At 69.9% G+C, this 14,578-nt stretch carries 12 protein-coding genes; 6 read left to right on the top strand and 6 right to left on the bottom strand.

All coding sequences use genetic code 11. The features are described from left to right. Positions 1–132 precede the first annotated feature (132 nt). Entirely contained in the window at positions 133–1,287 is a 1,155-nt protein-coding gene (locus tag AC069I_RS09395) for an MFS transporter (protein ID WP_478229280.1), read from the top strand. Here the strand turns inward: AC069I_RS09395 and AC069I_RS09400 are convergent. From AC069I_RS09400 to AC069I_RS09415, 4 genes are all read right to left on the bottom strand, one after another. Continuing rightward, the gene (locus tag AC069I_RS09400; RefSeq protein WP_478229281.1) at positions 1,232–2,194 is read right to left on the bottom strand and encodes a peptidoglycan recognition protein family protein; all 963 of its coding nucleotides are present in this window, start codon (positions 2,192–2,194) and stop codon (positions 1,232–1,234) included. The two genes, AC069I_RS09395 and AC069I_RS09400, sit on opposite strands and share 56 nt — an antisense overlap. Before the next feature lie 88 nt (positions 2,195–2,282). Next, positions 2,283–3,158: an HhH-GPD family protein gene (locus tag AC069I_RS09405; RefSeq protein ID WP_478229282.1), complete on the bottom strand. Its 876-nt coding sequence runs from the start codon at positions 3,156–3,158 to the stop codon at positions 2,283–2,285. A gap of 188 nt (positions 3,159–3,346) precedes the next feature. Next, on the bottom strand, positions 3,347–3,841 hold the full coding sequence (locus tag AC069I_RS09410; RefSeq protein WP_340685390.1) for a beta-class carbonic anhydrase: 495 nt from the start codon (positions 3,839–3,841) through the stop codon (positions 3,347–3,349). 51 nt (positions 3,842–3,892) lie between these two features. Beyond that, entirely contained in the window at positions 3,893–4,993 is a 1,101-nt protein-coding gene (locus AC069I_RS09415; RefSeq protein WP_478229283.1) for a LacI family DNA-binding transcriptional regulator, read from the bottom strand. A gap of 200 nt (positions 4,994–5,193) precedes the next feature. On the opposite strand from AC069I_RS09415, the gene AC069I_RS09420 reads away from it, so the two are divergent. The 5 genes from AC069I_RS09420 (at position 5,194) to AC069I_RS09440 (ending at position 11,750) form a co-directional block, all read left to right on the top strand. Next, positions 5,194–6,126 carry a metal ABC transporter solute-binding protein, Zn/Mn family gene (locus AC069I_RS09420; RefSeq protein WP_340685391.1) on the top strand — a complete coding sequence of 311 codons (933 nt, stop codon included), beginning with the start codon at positions 5,194–5,196 and terminating at the stop codon, positions 6,124–6,126. Then, a complete protein-coding gene (locus AC069I_RS09425; RefSeq protein ID WP_340685392.1) occupies positions 6,126–6,959 on the top strand; it encodes a metal ABC transporter ATP-binding protein in 834 nt (277 codons plus the stop codon). The genes AC069I_RS09420 and AC069I_RS09425 overlap by 1 nt, the downstream gene beginning before the upstream one ends. A gap of 99 nt (positions 6,960–7,058) precedes the next feature. Beyond that, positions 7,059–7,934 carry a metal ABC transporter permease gene (locus tag AC069I_RS09430; RefSeq protein WP_478229284.1) on the top strand — a complete coding sequence of 292 codons (876 nt, stop codon included), beginning with the start codon at positions 7,059–7,061 and terminating at the stop codon, positions 7,932–7,934. A gap of 111 nt (positions 7,935–8,045) precedes the next feature. Further along, a complete protein-coding gene (locus AC069I_RS09435) occupies positions 8,046–9,902 on the top strand; it encodes a serine/threonine-protein kinase (protein ID WP_478265126.1) in 1,857 nt (618 codons plus the stop codon). Between the two features lie 9 nt (positions 9,903–9,911). Beyond that, positions 9,912–11,750: a serine/threonine-protein kinase gene (locus AC069I_RS09440; protein ID WP_478265127.1), complete on the top strand. Its 1,839-nt coding sequence runs from the start codon at positions 9,912–9,914 to the stop codon at positions 11,748–11,750. Here the strand turns inward: AC069I_RS09440 and AC069I_RS09445 are convergent. Together AC069I_RS09445 and AC069I_RS09450 are read right to left on the bottom strand one after the other, a co-directional pair. After that, positions 11,747–13,060: an alginate O-acetyltransferase AlgX-related protein gene (locus tag AC069I_RS09445; RefSeq protein WP_478229287.1), complete on the bottom strand. Its 1,314-nt coding sequence runs from the start codon at positions 13,058–13,060 to the stop codon at positions 11,747–11,749. The two genes, AC069I_RS09440 and AC069I_RS09445, sit on opposite strands and share 4 nt — an antisense overlap. Before the next feature lie 251 nt (positions 13,061–13,311). Then, positions 13,312–14,535, bottom strand: a complete 1,224-nt coding sequence (locus tag AC069I_RS09450; protein WP_478229288.1) for a DUF445 domain-containing protein — start codon at positions 14,533–14,535, stop codon at positions 13,312–13,314. Between the last annotated feature and the right edge of the window lie 43 nt (positions 14,536–14,578).

Here is a 14,578-nt window from a genome sequence, read left to right on the forward strand (position 1 = left end):
CATCGTGCGTACGTGCGCGCCGCGCGCGGCACTGCCAGCCGGTCATGCCGCCGGGTTATCCCCGGCCGATAACCCCTCGGCATACCCGCCAGGGACTATCGCGCGCCGCGAGGGAGAGGAGATCGTCGAGGCATGCTGCCTCTCCCGGCGCTGCTCGCGCTGACGACGACGGTCTTCCTCGGCTGCCTCACCGAAGTGCTGCCCGCCGGGCTGCTGCTGGGCATGTCCGAGGATCTGGGCGTTTCCCCGTCGGCCACCGGGCAGCTGGTGACGGTCTACGCGATCACGACCGCGCTCACCGCCGTCCCGCTCACCGGCGCGACCCTCCGGGTGCCGCGCAAACGCCTGCTGCTGGCGCTGATCGCGGGCTTCCTGGTCACCAACCTGGTGATCGCCGTGGCCTCGTCGTACCCGCTGATCCTGGCCGCGCGGGTTGTTTCCGGGGCGCTGACCGGGGTGATGTGGTCACTCGTGGCCGGCTACGCGATGCGTCTCGCCCCGCCGCGGCTCACCGGGCGGGCGCTGGCGGTGGCCATGTCCGGCACACCGATCGGCTTCGCGCTGGGCGTGCCCGCCGGTACCGCGCTCGGCGAACTCGCCGACTGGCGCTGGGCGTTCGCCGCGATGGCGCTGATCACCGTGCCGTTGCTGGTTTGGGTGCTCGTCGCGGTGCCCGCCGTGCTCGCGGATCCGGCGGGCCCCACCCGGCCGCTGGCCGCGTCACGGCTGCCCGGGATGCGTCCCATGCTCGCGACGGTGGCGCTGTTCTCGTTGGGGCACAACGTGGCCTACACCTACGTCGGTCCGGTGCTCGCCGGTCTGGAGGCGGAAACGTTGCTGGGCGCGGCGTTGCTGGTGTTCGGCTGCGCCGCGGTGGGCGGGATGGCCGCGGTCGGCTCCGCCCTCGACAGCCGTCCGCGCGCCGTGCTGCTGTCCTGCACCGCCGTGACCGCCGCCGCCATCGTCCTGCTGGGGATCAGCGACGGTGTCCACGGTCTGGTGCTCGCGGCCGCCGGCCTGTGGGGCCTGGGGTTCGGCGGCGCGCCGACCGCTTTCCAGGCCGTCACCGCCTTGCTGGCGGGCCCCACGGCCGACGCCGCCCAGTCGCTCACGATCGCGGCCTGGAACGGCGCCGTCGCCGGGGGCGCGCTCATCGGCGGACTGCTGCTGCCGCTGGGAACGGGTCTGCTCCCTTGGTGCGCCGCCTTGGTGATCCTGTCGCCGCTGCTGTTCAGCCGGCGAGTCGTGCTTTCAGCGCCCGGAGATCGGTGCCGGACCCGACGATGAGCGGCCAGACGTCGGAGCCGAGGAAGCCGGTCTCGTCGGTCGCCGCGGTCGCGCCGCAGGCGTCGCGTTCCAGCCCGTGCCGGGCCGCCACCGCGGCGACGGCGTCCTTTGTGGACTGTCCGAAGAGTCCGTCGGCGGGTACGGCGAAACCGCGTGCCCGCAGGAGTTCCTGTGCCATCCGTACCCGCGGCCCGCTGTCGCCGGGTTTGAGCAGCGGCCACTCCGGCAGCTCCACCTTCGGCGACGCGGATCCCAGCAGCTTGCCGACCTCGGTGCGCAGCTCCGGAAGCCGGTTGTACAACACGGTTCCCGGGCATTCGGTCGAGTTGAAGTCCCGGTGTCCCTTGATGAACTCCGGCGAGATCCCGTACTGCGAAGCGATGTACGCGACCAGCTTCACCAGCGAGTCCCAGAGCGCCGGCGTGACGTCCTCTTCGCTGTAGAGGCCTTCGTTCTCGATCCCGATGCAGGTGCTGTTGTTGTTGCCCACGTTCGCGCCCAGCACGTGCTGGGTACCGCCGCGCAGGATCTCCAGGCTGCGATGCCGGCCTTCGGTGATGTGCCCGCCGCGGCTGTTCGTGAACTGCTGGCCGGTGTCGATCCAGCCACGGGTGTCCATATGGAAATTCTGGATGGAGCGCGACGCCCAGAAGGCGTGTTCGAGCGTGTAGTCGGTGACGTTCCCCGGCTCGACCGTGTGGTGCACGACGATGTACGTCGGCTTGTGGTTCTGCACCTCGATCGCGCCGTTCGGCGGCCGCGCGCTCCACGCCGCGGTGCCGTAGATCTTCGGTTCTGTCACCCCGGACGCCGCGTCGGCGGCGGAAATCGTTGCTGTCCCCAGTAGCCCGACGGCGCTTACCGTCAGGCCGCCCTTGAGCGCGGTACGTCGGTCGAAGTCGGCCACGGGCGAAACTCCCATCATGCGCGTTGGCCGGAAAACTAACCCGCCATCGCGCCTATGACAACCATTGACCAACTTTTGTCGTAATGCGTTAGTGTTCGCCAGGGAGTGCGAACAGGCCGTCCCCGGTCTGTTCGAGCAGCCCGTCCGCCAGCAGGGAGTCGAGACAGCGGTCGCGCTGCCCGGATTCGTGCCAGACGAGATCGAGCCGCGCCTTCTCGACCGGGCCTTCGCTGCCACGCAGGACGTCGAGCAGCAGCCCGCGCACTTGGCGGTCGGTGCCGGCGAACTTCTGGACCTGCTTCGCGGGCCCGGCGTATGCGGGCCTTCCCGCGTGCTGCCACGCGCAGTCGTCGTAGATCGGGCAGTCCGCGCATCGCGGCGAACGCGCGGTGCAGACGAGCGCGCCGAGTTCCATCAGCGCGGCCGAGAGTTTCGCGGCGGGCGCGTCGTCCGGCGGCAGCAGCGCTTCGACGTCGGCCATGTCGCGGGTATTCGACGGCGGCCCGGCGTCACCGGCGCCGTGCACGGCCCTGGCCACCACGCGCCGGACGTTCGTGTCCACCACCGGTGCCCGTTTGCCGTAGGCGAAGGCCGCGACGGCGCGCGCGGTGTACGCGCCGATGCCAGGCAACGCGAGCAGAGTGTCCACATCGGACGGAACGACGTCACCGTGTTCGGCGGCGATGACGGCCGCCGCGGCGTGCAGCCGCAACGCGCGCCGCGGGTAGCCGAGTTTGCCCCAGGCGCGCACGACCTCGCCCTGCGACGACGCCGCCAGCGCCGACGGCACCGGCCAGCGCGCCATCCAGTCGAGCCAGATCGGCTGGACCCGCGCGACCGGTGTCTGCTGCAACATGATCTCGCTGACGAGCACACCCCACGCGGTGCATTCCGGCTCACGCCAAGGGAGGTCGCGCCCCACTTCGTCGAACCACTCGGTCAGCACATCCGCGTCGACGCCCACCGAGCCAAGCTTAAAGGTGCGACCCATCGGGCCCAAAGGCGTCTCCCCAAGGGCGCTCCGCGCCCGACGGAGACTTCACCCGTCGCGCATCCTCTTTTGGGCCGGAGGCCCACGGAAACACGATGAAGGGGCGTCTCCTTGCTCAACGTGACGTTCAGCGGGATCGGCGCCCCTTCGGCGGGTTTCCGTCAGTGCGCGACCTCATGCAGCTGCCCCAGCTTCACGTCGTAGACGAACCCGCGCACGTTGTCGGTGTGCGGCAGGAAGTCGCTGCGCCGGACGCGCTGCACCGACCGGCGCACGCTGTCCTCGACCTCCCGGAACGCCTCGACCGACCATGTCGGGCGCAGCCCGCTGGCGGCTTCGAGTTCGTCCTTGAAATCGTCTTCGGTGACCATGGAGAGGCCACAGTCGGTGTGCTGCACGATCAGCACCTCGCGCGTGCCGAGCTTCCGCTGGCTGAGCGCGAGCGAGCGGATCATGTCGTCGGTGACGACCCCGCCCGCGTTACGCAGGATGTGGGACTCGCCCTGGATCAGGCCGAAGATCTCGAACACCCGGATACGGGCGTCCATGCAGGTCAGAATCGCCACCTGGAGTGATGGCCTCGGAGACGACCGGTCACCAGGAGTGACATCGCCCAGCTCCTGGTTGCGCTTGAGCAGTACGTCGATTGAGGTCACACGCTCATTGGAACCGACACGCCGGGGGAGAGCAACGTGTGCGGGCGCAGATCACGGCCCGAACCAGCGTTCTTCCGCCGTTCGTGGCGGCGCCGACGTGCGGCCGACCCGTAGTTCCGTCTGCAGGGTGATCACCTTCGGCCCGACCCGGTCGGCCGAGCTGAGCAGCAGCTTGCCCGCCGCCTTGCCCTTCTCGAGCACCGGCTGGTGGACCGTGGTGAGGCCGGAGCGCTCGGCCTCGGTGATGCCGTCGAACCCGGTGACCGTCAGGTCCTGCGGTACGCGCAGGCCCCGGCGTTCCGCCTCGGCCAGAGCGCCGAGAGCGAGGATGTCCGAGGTACAGATCACGGCCGTGACCTGCGGATACGCGTCGAGCAGCTGGCGTGCGGCCGACGCGCCGTCGTCCACGGTGTGGTCGAAGCGCTCGACCACCGGCACCGTCGCCCAGTCGACCCCGGCCGCCGAGAACGCGGCGGCCAGCGCCTCCAGCCGGATGCGCTGGACGTGGAAGTGCGCGGTGCTCTGCCGCTGGATGGAGACGAAGTCGTCGTTGCGCTCGCGGGCCAGCCGCATGCACAGCACGCCGATCTGCCGGTGGCCCAGCGAGATGAGGTGTTCGGCCATGGCGGTGACCGCGGCCGCGTCGTCCGGGCCGACCCGGTCGACCCCGTCCACCCGGGGCTGGTCGACGATCACCGTCGGCACCGGGCGTTCCAGCACGGCACCGAGATGCGGGTCGTCGTCGGGCACCGAGTAGACGACGAAGCCGTCGACGCCGGCGCGGTGCACGGCCGCGACGTCCTCTCTGCCCGGGCTCGCCGGGACCAGGTGCAGGCCGACGCCCGCGTCCTCGCAGGCCAGCGCCAGCCCTTCGAGCACGCCGACGGCGGCGGGGTCGCGGAAGGCGTAGGAGAGGTTCTCGGTGAGCAAAAGACCGACAGCGCCGGCTTTGCGCGTCCGCAGTGAACGGGCCACCGGGTCCGGGCCCGGGTAGCCGAGGCGGCGTGCGGTCTCGAGGACGCGACGGCGCAGCTCAGGGGACAACTGGTCCGGTCGGTTGTAGGCGTTCGAGACGGTGGTCCTCGACACACCGAGCTCTGCGGCCAACGACGCCAGTGTCGCCTGCCTCCTGGTGCGGATAGGACGGCCCATCCGCAAACCGTAACGGTTCAGAACGTTTTGCAGAAGCATCACCCGACGTGTGGCAGGTCTCGATTCAGAGTGACCCTGGGTACAGCTCGGACCTGGACCGGAGGCGTCGTCATCCTGATGGGGTACAGTTGAATCTGACAACGGTTTCCATTACCCGGCATTGGGGACACCTGGCCAGGGCATCCGCAGGAGTGCAGTAGATGAATTCCCGCCGTACCAAGAGTGTTTTCGCGGCCGTGTCGGCCCTGGCCGTCCTCGCGCTCGGCGCGACGGCCTGCGCGTCGAGCGACAAGGCGTCGACGGGCTCCGGTTCGCAGAACGCGTCCGCCGCGAACCCGGGCGGCGGCGAAAAGATCAAGGTCGTCGCCTCGACCGACGTCTGGGGCAGTGTCGTGACCGCCGTCGGCGGCGACAAGGTCGAGGTCACCTCGATCATCCACGACCCCTCGGCCGACCCGCACTCCTACGAGACCACCGCGAGCGACGCCGTCGCCGCGAAGAACGCGAAGCTGACGCTGTCCAACGGCGGCGGCTACGACGACTTCTTCTCCAAGCTCGCCGACCAGGCCACCGGCGCGCAGAAGCTGGTCGCCGTCGACATCGCCGCGACCGGCAACGAGAACGAGCACGTCTGGTACAGCCTGCCCGGCGTCGAGAAGGTCGCCGACCAGGTCGCCGCGAAGCTCGGCGAGATCCAGCCCGCCTCGAAGGACGCCTTCACCGCCAACGCGACCGCGTTCAAGGGCAAGACCCAGGAACTCCTGAAGAAGGTCTCGGGGCTGGGCGCCTCGGGCGCGAAGGTCGTCGCGACCGAGCCTGTCGCGCACTACCTGCTCGACAGCGCGAAGGTCACCGACGCGACGCCGCCGGCCTTCGCCGAGGCCGTGGAAGCGGAGCAGGACGTGCCCGCCGCCGCGCTCAACGAGGTCAAGCAGCTGATCTCCGGCAAGCAGGTCAAGGCGCTGGTCAACAACGCGCAGACCACCACCCCGGTCACGCAGCAGGTCGTCGGCGACGCCAAGAACGCCGGTATCGCGGTCATCGACGTCACCGAAACGCTGCCCCAGGGTGTGACGGACTACATTGCATGGATGACCAAGGAAGTGGACGCGCTGGCCGGAGCACTGAAGTAGTGACCTCCGTACCCGCCGAGGCTCGCCCCGCGGTCCGTGTCCGCGGGGCGAGCCTCGCGTTCGGCCCCAGGACCCTCTGGTCCGGGCTCGACCTCGACGTCGAACCCGGCGAGTTCCTCGCGATCCTCGGGCCGAACGGCTCCGGGAAGAGCAGCCTGCTCAAGGTGCTGCTCGGCCAGCAGGGGCTGCCCGAGGGCACGGTCGAGATCGCGGGGCGGCGCCCCGGCGGGACGAACCGGCGGATCGGCTACATCCCGCAGCAGCGCGCCCTCGACGAGGGCCTGACGATGCGCGGCGTGGACCTGGTCGGCCTCGGCCTGGACGGGCACCGGTGGGGCACCGGTCTCTTCGGGATCTCGAAGCGGCGTCAGCTCGTCGCGCGGGCGATCGAGTCCGTCGGCGCGCAGGCGTACGCGAAGCAGCCGGTGGGGCGGCTTTCCGGTGGCGAGCAGCAGCGGCTCCGTGTCGCGCAGTCCCTGGTCGGTGACCCCGAAGTCCTGCTCTGCGACGAGCCGCTGCTCTCGCTCGACCTCGCGCACCAGCGCGCGGTCAGCGAACTGATCGACGAGCGGCGGCGCTCCGCCGAGACGGCCGTCCTGTTCGTCACCCACGAGATCAACCCGATCCTGTCCTATGTGGACCGGGTGCTGTATCTGGTGAACGGCCAGTTCCGGGTCGGCAAGCCGGACGAGGTGATGAACTCGGAGACCCTGTCCGAGCTGTACGGCACCCGCATCGAGGTGCTGAAGGTCGGCGGGCAGATCCACGTCGCCGGTGCGCAGAGCGCGCTGTGCGAGGACGAACCCCACCACATCGACGAACAGGCTTGTTAGCGCCGTGGTAGACGAAGTGAGGTCATTCGTGCGGTCCGGACCACACGCGGAACCCGCCCTGGCGACGCGATCCCGGTCGCGGGTTCTTGGATAGACACCGTGGACAAGATGTTCGACTTCGCCCTGACCGGTGAACTCCTCGGTCTCGACTTCGTTCAGACGGCGCTGCTCGCGGCCGCCGTTCTCGGCCTTGTCGCCGGGGTGCTCGGCCCGCTGGTCGTCATGCGGCGGATGTCGTTCGCCGTGCACGGCACGGCCGAACTGGCCTTCACCGGCGCGGCGGGCGCGCTGCTGCTGGGAGTCGGCGTCGAACTCGGCGGCCTCGCGGGCGCCGTCATCGCCGCCCTGCTGATCGGGCTCCTCGGCGGCCGCGAGTCCGAACGCGACTCCGTGATCGGCGTGATCCTCGCCTTCGGTCTCGGCATGGGCGTCCTGCTGCTGTCGTTCTACGAAGGCCGCAGCGCCAACAAGTTCGGCATTCTGGTCGGGCAGATCATCACCATCGACTCGACCAACCTGAACCTGCTCGTCGGCGCCTCGGTCGTCGTGCTGGTGGTGCTCGCGGTGATCTACCGGCCGCTGCTGTTCGCCACGGTCGACCCTGCGGTAGCGACGGCGCGCGGCGTCCCGGTGCGGCTGCTGTCGCTGATCTTCGCGGTGCTGGTCGGGATTTCGAGCGCGCTCGGGGTGCAGATCGTCGGCGCCCTGCTGGTGGTCTCGCTGATGGTGACCCCGGCCGCCGCCGCCGCGCGGGTCACGGCGAGCCCGTGGAAGGCGACCGTGCTGTCGATCGTGTTCGCGGAGATCGCCGCGCTCGGCGGGATCGTCCTTTCGCTGGCGCCGGGCAAGCCGGTGAGCGCGTTCGTCACGACGATCTCGTTCGTGATCTACCTCGTCTGCCGTCTCATCGCGTGGCTGCGCGGCCGGAGCTCACGGGTCCGCGTCGAGCCGACGGCACGGCCGGCTCTGCGCTAGTTTCCCGAGTCGCTTTCGGCGGCGATTTCATTCGACGAGGTCAATCCGGCCGTAACCGGATATTCCGCGCGCCCGCCTTTTGTATCATCGCCCTTGAAAAGGGGGCTTTTGGTGCAAGCATTGAACGCCGGGGAATCCGCTCAGGTGGGTCGCTACCGGGTGTTCGCCGTGCTCGGCGAGGGTGGAATGGGCCGGGTACTGCTGGGGCGTTCGTTCGACGGGCGGCTGGTCGCCCTCAAGCAGGTGCGTCCGGCCTTCGCCAACGACCCCGGATTCCGGGAGCGGTTCCGCCGCGAGGTCATCACTTCGCGCATGGTGTCGGGCGCCTTCACCGCCGCGGTGATGGACGCCGATCCGGACGCCCCGACACCCTGGCTGGCGTCGGTGTTCGTACCGGGCCCGTCGTTGTCGGAGGCGGTGGCCGCCGGCGGGCCGCTGCCTCCGCCGTCGCTGCGGTACCTGGCCGCCGGGCTGGCGCTGGCGCTGGGGGAGATTCACCGGGCCGGTCTGGTCCACCGCGATCTCAAGCCGGGCAACGTCATCCTCGCCGCCGACGGCCCACGGGTGATCGATTTCGGCATCGCGCGCGCGATCGAGGGCGACTCGGAACTCACCCACACCGGATCGATCATCGGCTCACCCGCGTTCATGTCGCCGGAGCAGGCGGAGGGGAAGCCGCCGACTCCGGCAGGCGACATGTTCTCCTTCGGGGCGTTGCTGGTGATGGCGGCGACCGGGCAGAGCCCGTTCACCGGATCGTCCACCCCGCACACCCTCTACAACGTCGTGCACGCCCGGCCGGACCTGAGCCGGCTGCCGGAGGACCTGCGAACGATCGTCGAGCCCTGCCTGGCGAAGGATCCCGAGGACCGGCCGACCCCGCCATGGGTCATGCGGCAGCTCGGTCCCGTCGCGCCGGCTTCCTCGCCCTGGCCTCCTCCGGTGCCGCAGCTGACCGAGACGCAGCAGGCCGAGGTGTGGGGGCTGCTGAACCCGGTCCCGCCCAAGCGGTCCCGGCGCCGCCTCCGCGCGGGGCTCGCCGCGGCGGCCGTGGTGCTGCTGGCCGTCTCCGGGGTGGTGGTGGTCAAGCTGCTGACCCGGCCGGACGCGGCACCCGCGGTCGCGTCGGCGCCGCAGTCCGGGGTGCCACCGACCACGCCGGTCAACCCGGACCCGCTCGGCCCGGACAACCTGCGCCGCGTGGACCTGTGCGAAGTACTGGCTGGCTGGACGGCGCCCGTGCTCGGCACCCTCGCCGCGACGTCGCCCGGACGGCGGCTGGACTGTCTTTACAACGCGCTGACCCTCGCCGTCGGGCCACGGCTGCTCGACGGGGTACCGGCCGGGGAACTGGAAGGGCTGCCGATGAACACCAAAGCCGTCGGTGGTTCGTGCTCGGCGGCCGTGCCCGTCGCCGGCCTCCAGAACGTCGTGCTCTTCACCAAGGTCGGCGCCATGGTCTCGTCGGACGAGGAGTGCGTGGTGGCGAAGGCCGGGCTCGGTGAGGCGGTGCGGCGCATCCGCGCCGGCGGTCACGCACGCGACCTGCCGCCGGGCTCACTGATCGGGCTGGATCCCTGCGCGCTGCTCCCGCCCGACAAGGTCGACCGGTCGATCGGCCCGGTACGGGCCACCGCTCTCGAGGACCTGCACCACTGTGTCCACCAGGGCGACGGCACCTTCGAGCTGCTCGTGGAGCACGGATATCCGCCTCACGGGCCGGAGCAGGTCAAGGCAGGAGGCTTCCTGCCGGTGGAGGTCGGGGGCACCACGGTGTATCGGGAGGAAAACCCGCCGGCGGGTGTCCGCGGCTGCGTGCTGACCTGGCAGCACCGGGCGATGAGCGAGAACGTCGGCGAAAACGTCAAAGTGACGTACGAGCCCCAGGGCACCAAGACCATACAGCAGGCCTGCGCCAAGGCCGAGGAGCTCGTCAGGGCGCTTCTGCCCGCGCTCCCGAAACCCTAGGACAGACCAGTGAAGCCGTTGAATCCCGGCGAACCCCGGCAGGTCGGGCCCCACCGGATCATCGCCGCCCTCGGGGAAGGCGGCATGGGCCGGGTCGTTCTCGGGCTCGCACCCGACGGACGGCTCGTGGCCGTCAAACAGATCCATGCCCAGTTCGCCCACGATCCCCGCTTTCGTGAACGGTTCCGCCGCGAGGTCACCACCTCGCGCATGGTCTCCGGCGCGTACACCGCCGCCGTCATGGACGCCGATCCCGAAGCCGAAACCCCTTGGCTCGCCTCGGTTTTCGTCACCGGTCCCGATCTGCGCGAAGCCGTCGACGAGTTCGGCCCGCTCCCGATGGCAGCGGTGCGCCCGCTCGCCTCCGGACTGGCCGCGGCCCTCACCGAGCTGCACCGTGCCGGGCTGATCCACCGGGATCTCAAGCCCGGCAACATCATCCTCGCCGCCGACGGCCCCCGCGTCATCGACTTCGGCATCGCCCGTGCCGTCGAAGAGGCCCAGCACCTCACCGGCACCGGCTGCATCATCGGTTCACCCGCGTTCATGTCGCCGGAACAGGCCGGAAGCGGCCTCATCGGCACAGCCTCCGACGTGTTCTCGCTCGGTGCCATCCTGGTCATGGCGTCCACCGGACGCGGACCTTTCAGTGGCACTTCGGCGCCTCAGACGCTCTACAACGTGGTCCACGCCGAACCTGATCTGTCAGCCGTGTCGGCGGAAATCCGGCCGCTCGTCGAAGGGTGCCTCGCCAAGGACCCGGCTCGACGGCCCACACCCGAGCAGATCCTGGACTTCTTCGGCCCCGTGCCGCCGGGGATCGCGCCCTGGCCGGACGTCGTGCACGCCCGCATTCAGCGGCAGGACGCCGAAGTACGTGCGGCGCTCTCCTTGCCGATTCCGGCGTGGCGGCCACCGGCCCGGCCCGAGCCGGAACGGAAAAGCCGTACCGGGCTGGTGATCGCGGGGGCGCTGGCGGCGGTGGCCGCGCTGATCGGAACGCTGGTCGTCGTCATCCAGGACGCGACTTCACCACAGGACATCGGGCCCGCCACCATACCGGTGGCGGAGGCGTTGACCTTGGAGCGGCTCCGCCGCGTCGACGCGTGCACGGTGCTCGCCGGCCGGTTCACCGAGGACCTCGGCACACTCGAGCCGGACTCGAACCCGTTGTCCCCGGACAGGTGCACCTACAGTGGCTCCAACGGCCTCCGCTTCGACGTCCGGCTCGGGGAACCCGTGGTCAACGGTGGTATCGGCGCGACGAACCGCACCGCCGAAGGGCTGCCGCTGCTGCGCGCCTCCTTCAGCGGAGGCTGCCACGCCCTCATCCCGGTGACCGGTGTCCCGGAGCTCTACGTGATGCTCTACAACGACACCGACGTGGGTGACGAATGCGCCGTCGCCGACAGCGCGCTCACCGTCGTGCTCGCCCGCCTGCGTACCCACGAGGTCGATCGTGCGGACGATCCGGCGGGCTTGCTCCCGCTGGACCCCTGCGTCCTCCCGGATGCCGCCGTGGTCGCGGCGAACATGAACGGAGCACCGGTCCGCCTGATCAGCCTGCGGAACTGCAGGTGGATGGGCGACGGCGAAAGCCTGGACGTCAAAGTCCAGCGGAGTCTCTACGTCGACAACGGTCCTTCGGTCGACCTGGGCAACGGGGTCACCGGGTACGTGAGCAAGAGCAGCGATTCCGTCTGCCTTCTCTCCTGGCCGCACCGCACGCTCCCCGACGGCGACGCCGAGTACGTCTCGGTGTGGCTGCAGGGATACAGCGGCGACCGGGCCTGCGACCGGGCGCGCGCGGTCGCCGTCTCCGTGCTGGCCCGGCTGCCGAAGCGCTAGCGGATCGGGTGCTCGGCGAGCGCCTTCTTGACCGCTCCGAGGAAATCGGGGGCGATGAACGCGAGCTGGCCGGCGGCCACACTGCGTTCCACGACTTCGACGACCACGACGTCCGCGTTCACGAAAGCGTCGACGGCCTCGGCCTGTGACGTCTTCTGGGTGAAGTGCGCCAGCATCGTCAGGTTCGTGAAAGCGCCGGAGAGATACCGCGAAGACGCTTTCGTGAACGAGTCGCCGTAGACCAGCACCTTCTCGTCGACGGTCCCGATCAGCGGGCTGGCGGTGCGGTACACCGGCCGGTCGATGTCGCCGTTCGACTCGCCCGCGCGCTCGACGACGCCGTCCGGACGGAGGCTGTACACCGTGTTCGTCTTCGTGCCCTGCTTGTTGATCAGCGGCGGCAGGTCGGCGGAGGATTCGTACTGGCCGACGGGAACGCTCACCCAGGTCTGCGTGACGCCCGGTTTGATCGCGTTCGCGATGGCGCGCGTCATCACCAGCGCGCCCTCGTCGGCCCAGTGGGTGTCGTTCGGCGGGTAGATCGGCCGCTGCACCCTGCCCTCGGACGCGCGAAGCTCGGGCCGCAGGTCGATCGCGCGCGCGTCCTTGAGCATCCGGTGCCAGATGGACGCTTCGGCCGACCGCGAGCAGTCCTTGCCCGGGTAGGTGTCGGGCAGGAACTGGGGGACCATCGTCGACTTGTCCGGCGCGACGACGAACTCGAACCGCCTACCGGACTGTTCGACCGCGCGCCGCAGCTCGTTGATCTTGGCGATGGTCTCGCTCAGCGGACGGGACGGATCGCATTTCGCGTCGGCGTCGTAGCCGTAGTACAGCCAGCCGTCGCGGCCCTGCACGACGCGGCGGTACCCGGAGGCGGCGTTCGGCGCCGGCCCCTGGGTCGGCGCGGTCTTGGGCTGTGACGGCGACGGCTGGGCGGGGATCGGGCCCGCCTGCTGCTGCGGTGCCGGCTGGTCGAGCGGGGCGCTCTCGCCGAAGACGCCGCGGCTGATCGCGTCGGCGGCGGCGATCGCGCCCGGCCGGAACGACAGCTGGTCGATCGCCCAGGTCGGCATGTCGGTGAAGAACCCCCAGCCCCGGTCCAGGCCGGGGAAGCTCGCGAGCTTGTGGTTCTCGATCTCGCCAGGCCGGACACCGAACACCCACAGCAGCGCGGGGGTGGTGAAGAACAGGAGCGCGCTGATCAGCGCGGTCAGCTGCCTGCCACCGTGACGGGGACGATGCAACGCGTGCTCACGCGGTAGCCACGCCTCGTGGACGGCTGGCAGCTGCTGGGGTTCGGACGCCACCCCTTTACCGTAATCATCCCGTGTCGCGCGCACGTGAGAACGCCTCACTTCCGCGCCCCGGATCGCGTTCAGCAGGCTAAACGCGGGTCCACCGGGCCACCCTGGCTCCGGGACCGGTGTCCCCAATGCCACATTGGAGCCTCTCAGCGTCCCCGATGTGGCATTGGGGACATGGCGCTCGTCGGGCGGTGGCCGCCGACACCCCATCACGCGTCTCCCGCACGTGAGCGCGTTTAGCGGGCTGAACGCGATCAGTGGAGCATCAGGAGGACCTGCAGCTCACCGACCAGGAAGCCGATGAGCCCGCCCACCGCGATGAGCTTCCACTCGTCCTGCCGGAACGCGGGCCTCAGCAGCCCCTCGAACTCCAGCGGCGTCAGCCCGAGCATCCGCCGCTCGACGATCTTCGCGACGTCCATCGCCTCGGTCAGGTAGCCCTCGGCGTGGCGGATCGTCGGCGGGAGCCGCTCCAGCGCCTTCCGCGCGGCCGCCTGTTTGATCTCGTTCAGCCGCTGTCCGCCGACGGCCATCGCGACCATCGGTTTCGCGACGCTCGCCTGCTCGTCGACGGCCCGTGCCACGAGCCGCTCGACCAGCGCGTACAGCCGATCCGACCGCGGTCCGCGCAGGACGGCGTCGAGCAGGTTCGGCACGGTGAGGATCTCGTTCGCGATCATCTCGCCGTACTGGTGTGCGACGTCGGCCCGCCGCCGCTGGAACTTGCCCTGCAGGATCACCCGCCCGACCCGCACCGGCTCGCGCGGCACGAAGATCAGCTTGATCGCGAGCCAGTCGGTGAACAGCCCGATGCAGCCGCCGAAGATCGGCAGCACCCACGGTTCCTTGGTCGCCGCCCAGACGATCGCCTGCACGATGCCGAGCCCGAAGCCGAAGTAGATCCCCGTGCGCGCGATGAACGCCATCTCCGGCCGCGACGTCTCGCGGATCAGCCGGACGAGCAGCTTCTTGTCCCTGGTGAGCCGCTGCACGGTCATATGCTGGAAGTCGAGCACCTCGTCGAGGTTCTCGGTCATCTCCGCCATGAACTCGCGCACCAGCCGCGGCGTCGACGACTGGACCTGCTTGATCAGCAGCTCCTGCGCCATCGTCGGCATGACCTCCCAGAGCCTGGGATGGTGCTTTTCGAGCACTTCGCGGGCGACCTCGTCCACGGCCCGCAGCAGCGGCTGCTCGATCTCGCGCGTGATGATCGCCGGATCGATCCGCCGGAAGACCTCTTTGACGTCCAGCAGATTCGACGTCAGCAGCTCGGTCGCGACGGCGGCCATTCGCCCGCCGTGTTTGGGCACCACGCCCTGCCAGCCGAGGAACGGTTTGATCCCGACGAACTCGAGCGGTTTGAACATCATCTCGATGGCGACGCGTTTGGTGACGTAGCCGATCAGCGCGGCGACGAACGGGATCGCGGCGTACAGCCACCAGTGCCGGGCGAGGTCGTCCAGGACGGCGTCCACACGACCTCCTCGCTTCGCTCAGGGAAGGGGGAAACCGTATCGG

It is taken from the genome of Amycolatopsis sp. NPDC043885 (assembly GCF_056435685.1).

What these genes read in the sequence shown, in the direction of transcription:
- AC069I_RS09395 (WP_478229280.1), top strand. Translation starts at nt 133, where the DNA reads ATGCTGCCTCTCCCGGCGCTGCTCGCGCTGACGACGACGGTCTTCCTC.
- AC069I_RS09415 (WP_478229283.1), bottom strand. Translation starts at nt 4,993, where the DNA reads ATGGGCCGTCCTATCCGCACCAGGAGGCAGGCGACACTGGCGTCGTTG.
- AC069I_RS09420 (WP_340685391.1), top strand. Translation starts at nt 5,194, where the DNA reads ATGAATTCCCGCCGTACCAAGAGTGTTTTCGCGGCCGTGTCGGCCCTG.